Annotated in this window: 13 protein-coding genes; 2 read left to right on the top strand and 11 right to left on the bottom strand. The window is 58.9% G+C overall.

The features are described 5' to 3' along the window. Positions 1 to 68 precede the first annotated feature (68 nt). On the bottom strand, positions 69 to 410 hold the full coding sequence (locus FF124_RS11105; protein ID WP_138748543.1) for a hypothetical protein: 342 nt from the start codon (positions 408 to 410) through the stop codon (positions 69 to 71). A gap of 579 nt (positions 411 to 989) precedes the next feature. On the opposite strand from FF124_RS11105, the gene FF124_RS11100 reads away from it, so the two are divergent. Next, positions 990 to 1739 carry an SDR family oxidoreductase gene (locus FF124_RS11100; RefSeq protein ID WP_138748542.1) on the top strand — a complete coding sequence of 250 codons (750 nt, stop codon included), beginning with the start codon at positions 990 to 992 and terminating at the stop codon, positions 1737 to 1739. 490 nt (positions 1740 to 2229) lie between these two features. On the opposite strand, the gene FF124_RS11095 is transcribed toward FF124_RS11100, so the two are convergent. From FF124_RS11095 to FF124_RS11085, 3 genes are read right to left on the bottom strand one after another with little or no spacing between them, the layout of a single operon-like run. Beyond that, positions 2230 to 3477: a Zn-dependent hydrolase gene (locus FF124_RS11095; RefSeq protein WP_138748541.1), complete on the bottom strand. Its 1248-nt coding sequence runs from the start codon at positions 3475 to 3477 to the stop codon at positions 2230 to 2232. Beyond that, positions 3474 to 4130, bottom strand: coding sequence for a TenA family protein (locus tag FF124_RS11090; protein WP_138748540.1), 657 nt, complete (start codon positions 4128 to 4130; stop codon positions 3474 to 3476). Before FF124_RS11090 ends, FF124_RS11095 begins: the two co-directional genes overlap by 4 nt. Before the next feature lie 14 nt (positions 4131 to 4144). Continuing rightward, positions 4145 to 4990 carry a BtpA/SgcQ family protein gene (locus FF124_RS11085; protein WP_138748539.1) on the bottom strand — a complete coding sequence of 282 codons (846 nt, stop codon included), beginning with the start codon at positions 4988 to 4990 and terminating at the stop codon, positions 4145 to 4147. A gap of 24 nt (positions 4991 to 5014) precedes the next feature. On the opposite strand from FF124_RS11085, the gene FF124_RS11080 reads away from it, so the two are divergent. Further along, positions 5015 to 5914, top strand: coding sequence for a PfkB family carbohydrate kinase (locus FF124_RS11080; protein WP_138748538.1), 900 nt, complete (start codon positions 5015 to 5017; stop codon positions 5912 to 5914). A gap of 44 nt (positions 5915 to 5958) precedes the next feature. Here FF124_RS11080 and FF124_RS11075 read toward each other — a convergent pair whose 3' ends face one another. From FF124_RS11075 to FF124_RS11045, 7 genes are all read right to left on the bottom strand, one after another. Next, positions 5959 to 6729: a glutamine amidotransferase gene (locus FF124_RS11075; RefSeq protein WP_138748537.1), complete on the bottom strand. Its 771-nt coding sequence runs from the start codon at positions 6727 to 6729 to the stop codon at positions 5959 to 5961. Between the two features lie 17 nt (positions 6730 to 6746). Continuing rightward, positions 6747 to 7826: a phosphotriesterase family protein gene (locus tag FF124_RS11070; protein ID WP_138748536.1), complete on the bottom strand. Its 1080-nt coding sequence runs from the start codon at positions 7824 to 7826 to the stop codon at positions 6747 to 6749. Then, a complete protein-coding gene (locus FF124_RS11065) occupies positions 7826 to 8833 on the bottom strand; it encodes an ABC transporter permease (RefSeq protein ID WP_138748535.1) in 1008 nt (335 codons plus the stop codon). The genes FF124_RS11070 and FF124_RS11065 overlap by 1 nt, the downstream gene beginning before the upstream one ends. Then, a complete protein-coding gene (locus tag FF124_RS11060; protein WP_138748534.1) occupies positions 8830 to 9639 on the bottom strand; it encodes an ATP-binding cassette domain-containing protein in 810 nt (269 codons plus the stop codon). Before FF124_RS11060 ends, FF124_RS11065 begins: the two co-directional genes overlap by 4 nt. Beyond that, positions 9636 to 10589 (bottom strand): ABC transporter substrate-binding protein, encoded by a 954-nt coding sequence (locus tag FF124_RS11055; RefSeq protein ID WP_138748533.1) that lies wholly within the window; start codon positions 10587 to 10589, stop codon positions 9636 to 9638. The genes FF124_RS11060 and FF124_RS11055 overlap by 4 nt, the downstream gene beginning before the upstream one ends. Before the next feature lie 20 nt (positions 10590 to 10609). Then, positions 10610 to 11644 carry a LacI family DNA-binding transcriptional regulator gene (locus FF124_RS11050; protein ID WP_138748532.1) on the bottom strand — a complete coding sequence of 345 codons (1035 nt, stop codon included), beginning with the start codon at positions 11642 to 11644 and terminating at the stop codon, positions 10610 to 10612. A 718-nt stretch (positions 11645 to 12362) separates the two neighbouring features. Continuing rightward, positions 12363 to 14057: an aspartate-alanine antiporter-like transporter gene (locus FF124_RS11045; protein WP_342777059.1), complete on the bottom strand. Its 1695-nt coding sequence runs from the start codon at positions 14055 to 14057 to the stop codon at positions 12363 to 12365. Between the last annotated feature and the right edge of the window lie 26 nt (positions 14058 to 14083).

Here is a 14083-nt window from a genome sequence, read left to right as displayed (position 1 = left end):
TCGTCCTCTGTCATCTTCGTGCTCATGTCGACCTCCAATCAGTCGACATCCCATGAATCAGACAACGCTCAGCCGGGGAATCCCATTTCTTCAAACTGCGGCAATCCGTCCACACCGCCTAGTACGTAGCGGATCTGCAAGCCCGACGACTGATAGTAACCGCCGAGTAGTAGTTTGAAAGCAGAAGCCATGGAGTTGAAAATGCTGGCACCGATAAGTGCCACAATCACCTGATCCTCGTTCATGTTCGGGGTGTTTGTTCGGATGTGCTGCAGCATATCCATGCAGGTCTCGATCATAGAGACATGAAGCGACATTTCCGCGCTTGCTTCGATGATCGCGATAGACTTGGCACGCAACTCTTCCTCGCCGCTGTGCAAAAGTACGAGATTTTCAGGGATCGCTGACAAGACGCTCAGCCTCGTGTTCATTGGGTGAAATGAACAGATAGCCGAATTTAAACGTCAGTCCTATCCCAGGACTGACATCAAGGCCGCCCAATCGGATCAGTTGATCTTGTGGGCCTCGCCATCTGATTTTGTGTGCTATTCGGATTGCGTAAAAACCGGTTGCTGCAAAACCAGCTGTCAAAATTGCAAAACCGCGCGTCAGGATACATCGAACAGCCACTTTGTGGTGCGCGTGGAGAGCACACCGACAGACCGGTAAACATTGATTTTAAATAGTAATTTCAATCTTCTCGATGAAACGTAGCACTTTCTGTTACACAATCTGCGGCACACAAGACGTCTCCAGAATTGGGATCCGTAACACCAGGAACGTACGATTTAGACTGCTTTGCGCCCCCATTTCGGACGATCAATCAGCCGGTTGAGTATTCCGAAATCTGCCATGTGTTGGGAGGCGTCGGACGTCAAGGTTGCGGCGACGCAGATGAAAGGCGGCTTTCAGAATCTGACCGCAGGAATCGGGTGTCGAAGCAGTTGAGTATCTCATATCCGTCAGTCTCCAATTTAAGGAGAACACGTATGGGAATACTACAGGATAAAGTTGCAATTATCTCCGGCGCATCATCCGGTATCGGCCGTTCGGCCGCGTTGCTTTTTGCAGCTGAGGGCGCGTGCGTAGTTTTGAACGCGCGGCGGAAAGCGGCTTTGGAGGACGTCGCGAAGCGTATCCAAGAGACAGGCGGACGCGCGCATTTGGTTGCTGGCGACGTGAGCTCGGCTGAAACTCACGAACAACTGGTCGCCGAAGCCATGCAGGTTTTTGGAGGTCTTGATATCGCCTTCAACAATGCCGGGACCGTGGGTGCCGTGAAACCGGTCGCTGAACTAGAAGCCGAAGACTGGATGCAAACGATCGCCACAAACCTGAACGGCGCATTTTTTGCCAGCCGTTATCAGATACCAGCAATGCTCGAACGTGGAGGAGGCTCTATTGTTTTTACCTCCAGCTTTGTCGGCACGAGCGTCGGTTTGCCAGGGATGAGTGCCTACTCCGCCGCAAAAGCAGGACTGATGGGCCTGGTCAAAGGCATTGCCGCTGATTATGGCGCAAAAAACATACGGGCCAACGCCCTTCTTCCGGGCGGCACAGACACTGGGATGGCGGGCGATCAATCGCAGAAGGAATGGGCAGCAGGTCTTCACGCGATGAAGCGAATAGCCCAGCCGGAAGAAATCGCGCAGGCCGCATTGTTTTTGGCGGGGCCAGCATCGAGCTTCGTGACAGGTTCCGCGCTATTCGCGGACGGCGGAAATTCGGCGGTGAAATAGGCACATCTTCATACCGGTCGTTCGAGGCGACCTGCTCGAATGACCGGTCCTGGGCGGAAGCGGCTTCAAGCCCATGAAGCGTGAATGGCTGCTTAGCTCGCGACTTGATTCCAAACCCGCCATTCCGCTTACGGCCCCGTTCCTGCCGGTCGGTAAGGCGCCCCATTTCGGACGTAGAGATCGCCCACTTCGCGTGCCCGAAAGCGGACAGGTCTCCATGGCGACGTCAGTCGCCTATGCGCCCTCATTTCGGCCTTTTACCTTCTCTCGACCTTGTCCTGAAAGCGGCCGTGCGTTGCGCAACGTGCAAAGGTCTACAAAGGGCGGGAAGCGGACTTTTTCTGCAAGAGCGAGAAATTCTGGCAGGGACCATGAAAGCGGACGTGACCTGTTTCGTTACGTGCCGTTGTTTGGTGGAAAACTCATGACTTTCGAACCACTAGAAGAAAACAATTAAAATCGGATAGTGGCCATGGAAGGCACTGAACACCTAGCTGAGCAATTCAAGGACCGACGCCAGAAACATGCGGGCACCTGCCACGCTGTCTTCCGGTTTGACGTATTCTGCCTCGTTGTGGCTCAGGCCATCCCGGCATGGCACGAAAATCATTGCCGATGGCGCATGGCCGGCAAGAAACAGAGCGTCGTGAAAGGCCCCCGAGATCATCGACCGGGTCTTGAAACCGGCCGTCCGAGCGGCAGCCTGCAATGCTGCAACCACATCTTCGGAGAATGTGACGGGCGCCATATCGACGGTCTTACGAATGAAGAAGGACACGCTTTCTGTTTCAGCGGCCCCTGCCAGTTGTGTCCTTATGTCTTCTTCAAGCTGGTCGAGAACAAAAGTATCGGGATGGCGAAGGTCGATCGTGCAGGAAGCAGTGGCAGGAATGGCATTGACGCTGCCGGGCGTCACCGCAATCCGGCCGACCGTGAAGCGGGCATCGTCTTTTTCCGGCATCACGGTCTCGTAAAGCGCTGCAAGGCCCCTCGTCAGTGCCTTCAGCGGGTCGCGGCGGAATTGCAATGCCGTCGTGCCAGCATGCGCGGTCTGCCCTTCGAACAGGACTTCCAGCCATCGTGTGCCCTGCACGCCGGTGACAATGCCGACAGGAATTTCCGCGCTTTCAAGAGACGGTCCCTGCTCGATATGGAGTTCAAGATAAGCCGCGACCGGAAACCCGAGCCTGCGATGGCCGATTTCAGGCGCAAGCGCCTCAATGGTGGCAAGGCGATCGTCATTGAAGCGGGAGCCGTCGTCTGTCGCGCGCAACCCTTCCCATTCAGCCGGTACCTTTCCTTCAACAAAGGCGCGCGACCCCATGCACCCGGGCGCGAACCGGCAGCCTTCCTCATTGGTCCAGGCAACGACCTCCACCGGTCGGTCCGGTTCGAAAGCGGCATCCGCCAGACTTTCCAGCACTTCAAAGGCGGTCAGTGTGCCGAGCGCGCCGTCGAAACGGCCGCCCGAGGGCTGACTGTCGAGATGCGAACCGATGAGAAGCGGCGGCAGACTGCCGTCCCGGCCCTCCATGCGAATGAAGAGATTGGCCGCGTCGTCCTGAAAGACGGAAAAGCCTCGAGCCTTGGCAAGCCTTGTCAGCAGCGAGCGGGCTTCACGGTCTCCAACGGTCAAAGCCTGTCGGTTAACCCCGCCGCCAGGCGTGGCGCCGACCGCGGCGAACAAATCGAGACGCGCCAGAAGGCGTTCCCCGTTAATTTCAGGACGGGGCATCATGTCGCGTTGTCCTCTTCATACACTGCGGAATGAAAGTCGATCTCAAGCCGCATCGCTTCGCCGAAGACGGCACTGAGATGCGCTCTTTCGGCCTCACTTAGCGCCTCGCCGGCAACGTTAAGTCGGTCCTTGAGCCATATTGCCTGTGCCGCAAAGGTCTCGTCAGTATGCAGACCGATCCATTCGGCAAGCAGCGGATCGGAAATCCGGTTCTGTTCGACCTGTTGCGACCAGGTCCAGTACATCCATTCGGCGGCGAACATAGCGGCGATCGTGTCGATGAAACCGCCATCGCGGGCAATCGCCAGCATGCCGTCGCGGAAGCGGGCAACAGCCGGGATATCGACGTCGAAGCCGGCCACATCGATGCCGCGCGCGGCAAAGGTCTTTTCGAAATAGGCGATCTGGCTGTTGGCGAGCGCGTCGAGCACACCGATCAGCCAGCGGCGGTCGGTCATGGTCTCGGCCTTGGCCGTCGCATAGGCAAAGATCGAGATCGCCGTTTCGACAAAGGCGCCTTCGAAAACCAGATAACGCTCGAATGCGCTTGTCGGCAATGTATCAGCCTTGATGTCCTCGACGAAACGGTGCCCGACCATTTCGTCGAAAACCGTCCTGTTTTCCCGCAGGATGAAATCGGAAAGCTTTTCCATCGTCTGCGTTTTCCTCAGTCGCGACCAAGCGCAGGGCGCGCGGCATCCATGAAGGCCTTCACCCGTTCGGGATCGACCGGGTTCCACCACACACCCCCCACCTTCAGGGAGGAGGCGACGATGACGCCATTGGTGCGGGAGAGGATATCACCGATGTTTTCCCTGGTGACGCCCGAGCCGACCATCAGCGGCAGATCGGTCGCCGAACGGACCTCGTCGATTTCCTCAAGAGTTGCAGCATTGCCGGTCCGCTGACCGGTGGCGATGATCACATCGGCGTCGAAGAAGGCGAGATCCCGGGTCTGTTCTGGAATGGTGCGGTCGGCGGTTATCGCATGGGCACCGTGCTTGACGTGGCTGTCGGCAAAAACCTTGATGTGCTCGGCGCGCAGCAGAGAGCGGTAGCGCAGCGCCTCGCCGGCGCGGCCTTCCATGAAGCCCTCATTGGCGACATAGGCATTGGCCCACTGGTTGACGCGGATGAAGCTGGCGGCGCCGGCAAGAGCAATCGCAAGCGCCGGGATCGGCGCATTGGCCAGCACGTTGATGCCGAGCGGAACACCGGTCGCCGTCTTGATCCGGTCGGTCACCACCGACATGAAGGCTGCCGTTTCATGGCCGATATCCTCGGGCTTGGAAAACGGGATGTCGCCGTGGTTTTCAATCACCAGACCGTCCAGTCCGCCGCCGATCAGGGCGTCGGCATCGCGCATACAGGCGTCGTAGATGCTGTCGACCGACTGGTCCTTGTAGCGCGGCGAACCGGGGAAGGACGGGCAATGGATCATTCCGAGCAAAACCTTGTCAGCCTGGAATATTTCCCGTATGGCGCTTGAAGTTCCACTTGATATTTTCTGCATAAAACTCTCCAGGAAGCCTTGAAAATGCGTGCGTTTGTGATCGGCAATGCCGCCATTGATGAAACAATTTCAGTCGACGGGCTACCTGAACCCGGCGTCTCGATTCTGGGCCGGATCGCCAGCCGCGATCTCGGCGGCAAGGGCACCAACCAGGCCGTTGTGATGGCGCGCGGCGGGCTCGAGACGACACTCGTTTCAGCCACAGGCGACGACTTTCGCTCCGCAACCATCCATGAGCAGCTTGCCGAAGAGCCACTTGACCTGCGGCTTTCCAGTCTTGCCGGAGTCTCCACCGATTTCTCGATGGTGCTGACCACGCCGGATGGCGAAAATTCCATCGTCACAACCACCGAAGCCGCCGAGGCGCTACCGCTCGAAGCTGCCCTTGCGGCACTCAGCGAAGCCTCATCCGGCGACTTTCTCGTTATGCAGGGCAATCTCGGCGGCGAAATCACCGAGGCTCTGCTCAAGGCCGGGCGCGAACGCGGCATGGTGACGGCCTTCAACCCGTCGCCGCTGAGGCCTTATTTCGAGCGCCTCTGGCCCTTCATTGACATTGCCTTCCTCAACGAAAGCGAAAGCCTGAGCCTTGCAGGGAGCACCGGCAAAAAGGCCGCCGAAGTGCTCCACGCCAAGGGCGTTCGCCAGGTCGTGCTGACAGCCGGCACCGATGGCGCCATGCTGAGCACGAAGGGCGGCGACTTCATCCATGTTCCCGCCGTCAGGGCGAAAGCAATAGACACCACCGGTGCGGGCGACACCTTCATGGGCGCGGCGCTGGCGTCTGCTGCCCTGCGAGGCGGCATGCTCGACGCGCGCGCCATTTCCCATGCTAGTGCGGCCTCGGCACTGGCCGTGGCAAGGCGCGGAACGCGCCGCGCCTTTCCCAGCCGGGACGAACTTGCCGCTATTTTCGCCGGCTAAGGGGGTCACCGGCGGGTTGGGAAGGCAAGTCCGTCCCTGTTCCGTTAGTCCTTGGCGGCAAGCCAGCCGAGAATGTTCTTCCACAGCATGCCGTAACCATCCCATTCGCAGAAAGCCGGCGACAGCCAGTGCGGGCCGATATCGGACGTCCAGACGGCGCTTCTGCCCTTGCCGGCCTTGCCTGTGACCAGCAGCGGGTGACCGCCCTGGTCCTCCGGCAGGCGGGCAACAACCTCAATGTCCTCACGGTCGCGCAGTTCGACTTCATTGACGCCGAGCATGACCGGCCATTCACCCGAAATACCGGAGATCGTCGGATGGTCCGCCATCAGTATGTCCGGCGTCGTGCCTTCGGGAATTTCCAGTCGGTCGTCCCACGGAAGGCAGGTGACCGGCAGCACGTCCTCAACGGCCGTGCGGCGCCAGCGGGCCTTGCCGTCAATGCCCTGGAAGGAGAAGTAGCCGCCGCACATCAAAAGGCCGCCGCCTTTTTCAACCCATGCCTTGATCAGCTTGAGACGGTTCGGAACCGTCTTCGACTGCAGCCAGACGGCCGGCGGCAGCAGGAGCGTGTTGGCGCCGATATCGGACAGGATGAGGACATCATATTCATCAAGCCCTTCCATTTCGAACGGGAAGCCGTCGGCGGCTTCATGCGCGGTCATGTAGGTCAGCTCGAATTCGCTGCCTTTCAGGGCATTGACCAGTGGCGTTGCGCCCAGATGAAAGTGAACGCTGCCGAACTGGTCAAAGCCCTTGTAATGCGTTTCGGAGGTGACCCAGCTTTCGCCGACCAGAAGTACTTTTGTCGTCATTTCAATTCCGTTTTTGTTTATTGCGCAGAAAAGCCGCCGTCAAAGACGGAGCGCGGGTTGTTGTTCATCAGCCGGGCCAGCACACTTTCATCAAGACCGTGGCGGGCAAGACGCGGCAGGAAATGTTTGAGGATGAAGTCATAGCCATGCCCCCCATAATGGGTCAGCATCATCTTCAGGAACACATCGTGTGAGAGCAGTATACGGCTCTCATAACCGGCCTCGACCAGCTTGACGATGGCGCGGGCGCATTCTTCATCGCTCGGGCATTGGACCTGCTGGTCGGCATAGAAGAAATCCGAACCGATCATGTCGTATTCGATGAAGGCGCCGCGAGCGGCGAGTTCGCTCTGATAGGTGAAATCGTCATGCGACGGGTTCATGTGGCAGAGCACGGTGTGTCTGAGGTCCGCACCCTCCGCTTCGGCGATGTCGAGCACGTCGTGGCCAAGACGGAACCATCCCGGAAGATGGACCATCAGCGGGAGGCCGGTGCGGGCCTGCGCCCGTGCAGCGCCACGCAGCGACTTGCGTTCGGCCGCCGTAAAGTCGGCCGAAACGCCGATTTCGCCGATCAGTCCGATTTTCACACCGGTACCATCGACGCCGTTGACGGCCTCGCTGACGATCTCGTCGGCAATGTCGTCTTCCGACATGGCGGCAAGCTTTTCGGGATGCGAGCTTTCAAGGTAGTAACCGGCGCCGATCACAATGTTCAGCCCCGTCGCCTTCGCAATCCGCTGCATGGCGAGCGGATTGCGGCCGATCCCCTGACAGGTCGGCTCGACCAGCGTCCTGCCGCCGGCCTTCACCAGGGCAGACAGTTCCTTGATCGCCAGGCTCTCGTCATCAAGCGTGATGTTATGCTTGTTGACGAAGGGGTCCTGATGCAGCTCGCTCAGGATTTCCATGCAGATGAAGCTGTCGGCAAGGTATTGCCGGTCGGCGGTTTGCGGCGGGTTCCACCAGCATGTGCAGTCGTTCAGCACGTGCTCGTGCATCAGGGTGACGCCGATATCGCCAGCACTGACCGGGCCGTTGACGGTCATGACCTTGCCGGAGCCCGTATGGGCCTCGGAAAGCTCGGTTGCAGACATTATTTGCCTCCCTTCCCAAGCCCGAAACGGAAATTCGTTCCGAAAATGCGGGTATTGAGCCAGATCGCCATCAGGATGATCGCGCCCGTCACGATTTGGGTGAAGAAGGGCGAGATGTGCAGCAGGATGAGACCGTTGCCAATGACAGCAATGGTCATCGTGCCAAGCACTGTGCCGAGAATAGTGCCACGACCGCCCATCAGCGACGTGCCGCCCAGAACGACGGCGGCAATGGCCTGAAGCTCGAAACCGACAGCGGCATTGGACGAACCGGAACCGAGGCGGGCAGCCATCAAGAGGCCGGCAAGACCACAGGCGAGACCGGAAAGCACATAGACGGACATCAGCACGAATTTCGCGGGCATGCCGACGCGGCGCGCGGCTTCCAGATTGGAGCCGACGGCGACAACCTGGCGGCCATAGCGGGTTTTCGAGATGATGATATAGCCGATGATGGCAACAATGATGGCCACAATGGCGGGGAACGGAATGCCGAAGAGCTCGCCACGGCCAAGGAACAGAAAGCCATCCACATCACGGATCGGAATCGAATAGCCCTTGGTGAGGTAAAGCGCGAGGCCACGGAAGATCGAAAGACCGGCCAGCGTGACGATGAAGGCGGGAATCCCCTGATAGGCGACGAACCAGCCCTGAAACAGACCGATGAACGCGCCGAGCGCCAGCATGGCGACAATGGCAAGCGGCCAGGGCATCCCGGCAGCAATAACCATCGCTACAACAGCGTTGATAACCGCAATGACGGAGCCGACCGAGAGATCGATACCGCCGGTGACGATGACATAGGTCATCGCAATCGCGACGATCAGGATGGGAGCGGCCTGCCGGACCACATTCAGAAGGTTGCCCGCCGTCAGAAATGTATCGGTCGTAGCCGAGAAGAAGATGACGCAGACGACGAAGAAGAAGGCGATGGACAGAACCTGGGCGTTCTCGCCGAGAAAATCGGCGAGCGGCGAGCCCTTCGCGCGTTCGGTGTAGGCGGTCAATGTGTTTCTCCCCCGACGATGAGCTTGACGAGGTCTTCGAGACTGGTGTCGCCGATCATGCGTTCGGCAACCTTGGTACCTTCATACATGACGGCGATACGGTCGCAGACGCGAAAGAGGTCCTGCAGGCGGTGGGTAATCAGAACGACCGACACCCCCTTCGCCTTGACCCGGTTGATGAGATGAAGAACGGCCTCGACCTCTGCCACGGCGAGCGCCGATGTGGGCTCGTCCATGATCAGCACTTTCGGCTGAAAGGAGGCCGCGCGCGCAATGGCAATCGCCTGACGCTGACCGCCGGAAAGCTTTTCGACCTTGGCGGAAAGGCGGGGAATACGGATTTCCAGCGCCTCGAGCATGCGCCCGGCCTCTTCCGCCATTTTTCTGCGATCGAGGAACATGCCTTTGGACAATTCGCGACCGAGGAACAAATTACCGACAACATCGATATGGTCGCACAGGCTTAAATCCTGAAAAACCATTTCGATATTGCGGTTGCGGGCATCCGCTGGGCCGGTCAGCTCGACGCTTTCGCCGCCGACCTTGATGGTGCCGCCATCGGGAATGTAGGTCCCCGAGATAATCTTGGTCAGGGTCGACTTGCCTGCCGCATTGTCGCCGACCAGACCAAGGCATTCGCCCGGATAGAGGTCAAGATCGACACCACGCAGCGCCTGATGCGAGCCGAAGGTTTTGGTTATGCCGCGAAGAGATACGGCGGGCTCATTTTTGGGCTTTTCCGGCGAGCGGAGGGGAACATCCCCTCCGCCGCCTTCGCCACCGGTCTGGCTAAGGTCGGATGTCATTTAAAGATAGCGCGGTACGGTTCAACATTGGTTTCATCGACGATCGTGACCGGAACGGAGATCGATGCCTCGACACTGTCGCCATTGGAGATGTCGTTGAGCGCTTCCACGGCGGCAGCGCCCATCAGGGACGGGTCCTGCTGGATCACGGCGATCAGGAAGCCGTCATCAATGGCGTTGATTGCCTGTGCCGTCAGGTCCCAGCCGAAGATTTTGATATCGTCCTGCTTGCCCTGGCTTTCGACAGCAGCAATCGCACCCATCAGAGCCGGCTCTCCGGTGGCATAGATGGCGGTCAGGTCGGGGTTGGCGGTGATCAGGTTTTCAGCCGCGCTCAAAGCGGTATCCTGAACGTTCTGTCCGTCCACGACGCCCGCGATCTCGATACCGTCAACACCCTCAATGGCATCCTGGAAACCGTCCTGACGGACGTTCTGGATGTAGGAGTTGAGAGCGCCGACGATGCCGACCTTGGCCTTGCCGTCCATGTTGGCGTTGACGTAGTCGAGGAAGTAGGCGCCGATATCACCACCAGCCTTGGCATTGTCGACACCGATCTGGGCCTTTTGCGGGCCTTCCGGCAGGATGGCATCGATGGCGACGACCGGAATGCCGGCCTCATCGGCCTGCTCGACGGCGGGCATGATGCCGTTGACATCGATGGCGACAACGGCGAGGCCGTCAACGCCTTCCTGGATGTAGGTTTCGACGGCGTTGTTCTGCATGGACGGGTCGTTATTGGCGTTGTAGATCTGCAGCTCGACACCGAGTTCGGCCGCCTTTTCTTCCGCACCGCGATTGATATCGTTGAAGAACAGAGCCTGCTGGTTGATCTGAACAAGTGCAAACGTCTTGTCAGCCGCATTGGCGGCGGTCGAAAGGGCGCCGGTCATCACACCGGCAGCAAGGGCCGTGGAAAGAAGCATCCTGCGGGAAAATCTGAAAGTCATTGGTTCATCCTCTGGTTTGGTTAAGAACGTCGCTTTTTTTCGATCACCGGCGGCGCGACGGAACTCCGCACGACGATTTCTACGGGCAGCAGCTCTTCCCGCTCCAGGGTTTCGAGCTGCTGCCAATCTGTTTGAAGAAGAAGGGACAGAGCACGCGCGCCGATGGCGCGCACCGGCTGGCGCACGGCGGTCAAAGGCGGCGAAAACAGGTGCAGCGGGCCGACATCATCGAAGCCCACCACAGACACACGGTCGGGAATGCTCACGCCCTCGGAATAAAGCACCTCAATCATGCCGATTGCGATTTCGTCGGAACTGGCAAAGATGGCTGAGGCAGGAAGCTTCTCGTCTAGAAAGCGCCGCGCCGCATGGCGACCGGCCGCTACCGTGTATTCGCCACAATAGCGGGGGATCTCCACCTCTTCGCCGAAACGCTCGCGAAGTCCTTGCTCCAGTCCCGCATGACGGCGCGCGGTAGAGATCATCTCCTCCGGGCCACCAACGAAGACGACCTTTTTATGGCCGAAGTCGGCAAGATGTTTTCCGGCGAGATAGCCGCCCTGGTGATTGTCGCAGAAGAGCTTGGGAACGATGGCACCCGGCACGTCCTCGTCGACGATGACGACCTTGCCAGTGCGGTTTATCAGACCAGCAAGCTCGCCGTCATCCGGATGGTTGGTCACGAAGATCAACCCATCGACATGGTGGTGTTCGATGAGGCCGAGATATTTCCTCTCGCGGCCCGGCCGGTTGAGCGTTGCATTTAGGGACACGGCGAGGCCGAACTTTTCCGCCTCTTCCTCGATCGACGCGACGAGCATGGCAAAGAACGGGTTTGCGATGTCGGGAATGACCAGCCCGATCATGTCGGACCGCCCGCGGCTTAGCCGCCGTGCATGGGGGTTGGGCACATAGCCGAGATCCCTGATTGCCGTCTCTATGCGGCTACGCGTTTCGTCGGGCAGCACAAGCGAGCCGTTCAAGAGACGCGAAATCGTCGCAACGGAAACACCCGCGGCCTTCGCTACATCTTTCAGGCTTGGCGCCTTTGCCATTTCGTTCGCCCTCAGGTGGCTTTTGCATGATCGTAGTTTTTAGGTAAAGCGATTTACTAAACCGTTTTACAAAAAAATCGAAACTCGCTCTTTTGTCAATCCAATATTTTCCGCAGCCGCCATTCAGCACATTTGTGCTGCCAAAGACGGAACGTTGATTTCCACCGGGAACGGGGCCAGAGTAAGATCAAGGCTTGCATGCCTACAGACGCTCACCAGCGATGATTTCCGGAGACAGATCGGGCAGCAGAATATCGAGCTGATCGGCTGAGTCCGCTCAGTGAACCTTGGCAAAGGCGCAGACAACGCAGCCGCAGCGAATGGCCAGTATGACCGGCTGCAATCCAGCAGCTGTTCCACCAATGAACGACTGCTTTGGGCCGTGACGCGAGCCCACTCCGATCCATGACCAAACGCATCGCAGGTGAGAGGCTCATCGGATCGGCCAGAATCTCCCTGAAGTCGTCATATCGTCCCTCAGCCGCGGCAGTCAGAAACCGTGGCGTGTCCCCTCCACTCAACCCCGGGCCAGCAATACGCCCGCCCCGTTAATGAAGAATTGTGAGCAGCAGGCCGGAAATTATTTATAACTCCTCCTCGCAACCCAAGACATTGACGCGGTTCATTCAGACAAATCGAGCCACCTCTGCGCACGACCCTAACCCAGCTACAAAGCCGCTCTCGAAAGTCAGGTGCAGGCTCACGCAGTTTGGAAAGCTCAACTTATCAATACGATCACGATGCCAAACAAGGTCAGAACCGTGCTGGCGGTTGCGTAGCCGACCGAGTAGCCTATTGCCGGCACCTGGCTTCCGGCGCGATCGGTGATCATGCTCAGCGCTGCAGGCGCCGTACGAGCGCCCGCACAGCAACCGAGGACAATGGCATCATCAAAGCGGAAGAGATACTTGCCAATATAAAGAGCCAGAATCATGGGTACGGCGGCGGCAAAAACACTCCAGAGCAGGAACACCGGCCCTAGCTCCTTCAGCGCTGTGATCAACCCCGGCCCTGCCGTCAGGCCAACGACGGCGATGAACAGGTTGAGACCGATCGAGCTCATAAACCATGTCGTCGCACGCGGAACGCGGCCGAAGGCAGGGCGAACAGACCGAAGCCAGCCCAGAAGAAGACCGACAAGCAGCACACCGCCGGCCGTTGAAAGCGTCAGCGGCACTTCCCCAATCTTCAATGTCAAAGAGCCGAGCAGGGCCCCGACCACCACGGCCGCGCCAATGAACGCAATATCGGCACGCTCCGTTTCGCGATCAAGATAACCGAACTTGCGGGCAACGGCGGTGATATCAGCGGCTCGCCCGACGACATGCACCACGTCACCGCGATAAAGCCGGGTCTCGGACAGGATTGGAATGGAAACCGACATCGCGCCGCGGTTTATCGCGGTGAGAAAAATTCCCCGCGTTTCGGGCATTTTCGCAATCTCGGCCAGTGACTTCTTGTGCACATTGGATGCCGTAATCAGCACATCGACGCCCTCGACCGGGACGCTCAGGAGCTCGGCATCGTCAACCTCGTGCAGAACCGCGCCCACCACATCAAGCAACACCCCACGCGCGCCGCCGATTGCTATCGTATCACCGGGTTCCAACACCATCTCGGCCGTGGCCTCGACGATCGTGCCATTGCGGCGCAGCCTACCGATGAAAAGCCGATACCCCTCGAAGAAGTGCTCTGCCTGCCCGACCTTCAGCCCGGAAACAGCCGTATCCTCGCCGACACGGTATGCTCTGGCGACATATTGATGCCAGGCGGTCCCGCCCTGCCCCTGATCACCGCTGCCGCCTACGCGTCTGACATAGGCACGGCAGGCCGCCGGCAGATCGATCCCCAGCAGCTTCGGACCGAGAATTCCGAGTATTACAACCGAGCCGAACGTGCCGATCACATAGGCAATCGAAAAGGCCGCCGGCATGATGTTCAGGCTGACAGTCTTCTCCGCTGCGCTCAGTGCCGTCTGGCCGATGGCCGTCTGCGAAAGGCCAAGCGCCGAAGATGTCGTTGTCGAGCCGGCATAAAGACCGGCGGCTATGCCGATATCGTAACCGGCTAGCCTGGCCGCGACATAGACAGATCCAAGCCCCATCAAACAGACAAGAAGCGCAAAGGCCGCCTGCTGCAGCCCTCCTGAAAACAACCCGCGCACGAATTGGGGCCCAGCGCTGTAGCCGACGGCAAACAGGTAGAACATGAAGAAGATGGTTTTGACGTCCGGCGACACGGTGATGCCGATCTGGCCGATCACCAGCGCGGCAAGCAGGGTCGCAGTCACATCGCCAAGCGAGATACCCGCGATCTCCACCTTTCCGGCCGTGTAGCCGAAGAGCAGTGCCAGAAACAGCGGGATTTCGATATTGTCGCGCAGAACCGAGGCAAACCAGTCAAGTATTTCCAAGCTGCAACACCTTCACTCGATCATTA

Origin of the sequence: Martelella lutilitoris (assembly GCF_005924265.1) — a bacterium.
In the GTDB taxonomy this organism is placed as follows: Bacteria; Pseudomonadota; Alphaproteobacteria; order Rhizobiales; family Rhizobiaceae; genus Martelella; species Martelella lutilitoris.
Note: the sequence above shows the minus strand (reverse complement) of the source record. Positions and strands in the feature narration are given on the sequence as shown.